2 protein-coding genes are annotated in these 3,273 nt (G+C 67.7%); both read left to right on the forward strand.

All coding sequences use genetic code 11. From position 1 onward, the window contains the following. Positions 1-2,677 (forward strand): formate dehydrogenase subunit alpha (gene fdhF, locus DBR23_RS10720; protein ID WP_233250391.1); only part of this gene is annotated, 2,677 nt, incomplete at its 5' end. An 83-nt stretch (positions 2,678-2,760) separates the two neighbouring features. Next, positions 2,761-3,273: DUF3305 domain-containing protein (locus DBR23_RS10725; RefSeq protein ID WP_108498235.1), on the forward strand; the 513-nt coding region annotated here is incomplete at its 3' end.

A 3,273-nucleotide genomic window follows, 5' to 3' on the forward strand; every position in this document is an offset into this window, starting at 1 on the left:
CGCGCCGACCGAGGGCATGAAGGTGCAGGCCGCCAGCCCCCGCGCCCGCAAGAGCCAGCAGATGGTGGTGGAGATGCTGCTGTCCGACATGCCGGACGTGGGCTACCAATGGAACGATGGGGCTGAATATGCTCCTGAATTGATAGCTGATGGCGCATATTCATCTAGCGCTACAGGCCCATTGGATTCAAAAACTGCCCCAGCGGTAGGCCAGCACGGCGAGCTGAGCCGCTGGGCCAGCCGACTGGGTGTCACCGTGCGCCCCGCGCTCCAAGCCCTGCGCCGCGAGCAACCTGCGCCGGATCTGAGCCATCCGGCCATGGCTGTGAATCTGGATGCCTGCATCCAGTGCAACCGCTGCGTGCGCGCCTGCCGAGAAGAGCAGGTGAACGATGTGATCGGCTACGCACTGCGCGGTGCCGACAGCAAGATCGTGTTCGACCTCGACGACCCCATGGCCGAGAGCACCTGCGTGGCCTGCGGCGAATGTGTGCATGCCTGCCCCACGGGCGCGCTCAGCCCCAAGACGCACATCGGCTCGCAAAAGGTGGACCGCAAGGTCGATTCCGTCTGCCCCTTCTGCGGCGTGGGCTGCCTCATCACCTACAACGTACGCGATGAAAAGATCATCAGCGTCGAAGGCCGCGACGGCCCGGCCAACCACGGCCGCCTGTGCGTGAAAGGGCGCTTCGGTTTCGACTACGCCCACCACCCCGACCGCCTGACGGTGCCGCTGATCCGCAAACCCGGTGTGCCCAAGGAGGTGCGCCCCTACGGTGCCGACTGGCGCGACACCTTCCGCGAAGCGACCTGGGACGAGGCGCTGGGCCTGGCCGCCGGCACGCTCAGGTCGCTGCGCGACACGCACGGCCCCAAGGCGTTGGCGGGCTTCGGCTCGGCCAAGGGCAGCAACGAAGAGGCCTACCTGTTCCAGAAGCTGGTGCGCACCGGCTTTGGCAGCAACAACGTGGACCACTGCACGCGGCTGTGCCACGCCTCCAGCGTGGCCGCGCTGCTCGAAGGCGTGGGCTCCGGCGCGGTGAGCAACCCGGTGCACGACGTGGAACATGCCGAGTTGATCTTCGTGATCGGCTCCAACCCCACGGCCAACCACCCCGTGGCCGCCACGTGGATGAAGAATGCCGCCCAGCGTGGCGCGAAGATCGTGCTGGCCGACCCGCGCATCACGGACATCGGCCGCCACGCTTGGCGCACCCTACAGTTCAAGGCCGACACCGATGTGGCCATGCTCAACGCGCTGATCCACACGGTGATCGACGAAGGGCTGGTGGATGACGCCTTTATCCGCGACCGCGCCAACAACTTCGAGGCCTTGAAGGCCAACGTGATGGGCTGCAGCCCCGAGGCCATGGCCCCGGTGTGCGGCATCCCGGCCGAGACGCTGCGTGAGGTGGCGCGGGCGTTCGCAAAAAGCAAAGCCTCGATTATCTTGTGGGGCATGGGTGTGAGCCAGCACGTGCACGGCACCGACAACGCGCGCTGCCTGATTGCGCTGTGCGCCGTCACCGGCCAGATCGGCAAGCCCGGCTCGGGCCTGCACCCGCTGCGCGGCCAGAACAACGTGCAGGGCGCGAGCGATGCGGGGCTGATCCCCATGATGTTCCCCAACTACCAGCGCGTGGACAACGCCGGGGCACATGCGTGGTTCGAGGACTTCTGGGGCACCAAGCTGGACGCGGCGCCGGGCTATACCGTGGTCGAAATCATGCACAAGGCCCTGGCACCCGACAGCGACCCCCACAAGGTGCGCGGCATGTACATCATGGGCGAGAACCCGGCCATGAGCGACCCTGACCTGAACCACGCGCGCCACGCGCTGGCCAGCCTGTCACACTTGGTGGTGCAGGACATCTTTATGACCGAGACCGCCTGGCTGGCCGACGTGGTGCTGCCCGCCAGCGCCTGGCCCGAGAAGACCGGCACCGCCAGCAACACCGACCGCATGGTGCAGATGGGCCGCCGCGCGCTCAATCCGCCGGGCGATGCGCAGCCGGACCTGTGGATCATCCAGCAGATCGCCGCGCGCATGGGGCTCGGCTGGAACTACGAAGGCGAGGAGTCTGGCGTAGCTGCTGTCTACGACGAAATGCGCCAGGCCATGCACGCCAGCATCGAGGGCATCACCTGGGAGCGCCTCGCACGCGACTCCAGCGTGACCTACCCCTGCCTCACGCCTGACAACCCGGGCCAGCCCATCGTCTTCACCGAAAAATTCCCCACGCCCACGGGCCGCCTGCAGTTGGTGCCCGCCAGCGTGATACCGGCGGCAGAGAAGCCCGATGCCGACTACCCCCTGGTGCTCATCACCGGTCGCCAGCTGGAGCATTGGCACACCGGCAGCATGACGCGGCGCAGCACCGTGCTGGACGCGATCGAGCCCATGGCCACCGCGTCGCTGCACGGTGACGAACTGGCGCGGCTGGGCGTGGCGCCCGGCGCGCTGGTGGGCATCCGCTCGCGGCGCGGCATGGTGCAGGTGCGCGTGCGCCGCGACGACGGCACGCCGCGCGGCACGGTGTTCATGCCATTTGCCTATGTGGAGGCGGCGGCCAATCTGCTCACCAACGCGGCGCTGGACCCGTTCGGCAAGATCCCCGAATTCAAATATTGCGCCGTGGCGGTGGAGGTCATGCAGGCCACTGGCGTGCCGGGCTGACACCGCGTGATCCGTACGCTGGCTGTGGGGCTTTGCACCGCGCGCTGCGGGCAAGGGGTTACTCCGGGGTACAGTCGCAGCCCATGACAGAGCGCCCCTACACCGACGTTGCCGTGATCATGCGGCGCGAGCACATCGACAACCGCTGGCAGCCCTGGCGGTGGTCGCTGGCCGAGGTGGTGATCCACGAGCCCGCCTTTGGGACCGAACCCCGCCCGCTGATCCAGGACGAGCGCGAGCAGCGCTGGCTGTTCCCGGGCTTTCGCGTGGAGTTGTTCCGCGACGACGCCGAGGGTTATCACCTGAACCTCACTTCGCCCGCGCCCTGCTGGTTTGTGATGTGGCGCCAGGATGAAGACATGGGGGCGGGCGAGGTCCCCATGGCCCGCCCGGTGGCAGTGAGCCTGAGCTACCACGACGCCGGCCGCTGGCTGGACGCGCAGGAAACCGTGGAGCAAGTGCCCGCCGATGCCGAGGTGGTGGAGGCACTGCGCGCCTTTGTGGCCGAGCATTACCAGCCCGAGCCCAAGCGCCGCAAGCGCCCCGAGAGCTTTCGCACGCTGCAGGACCGCTTTGGCAACCCCGCGTCCGTGTCC

Origin of the sequence: Acidovorax sp. HMWF018, from assembly GCF_003061035.1 — a bacterium.
GTDB lineage: Bacteria > Pseudomonadota > Gammaproteobacteria > Burkholderiales > Burkholderiaceae_C > Acidovorax > Acidovorax delafieldii.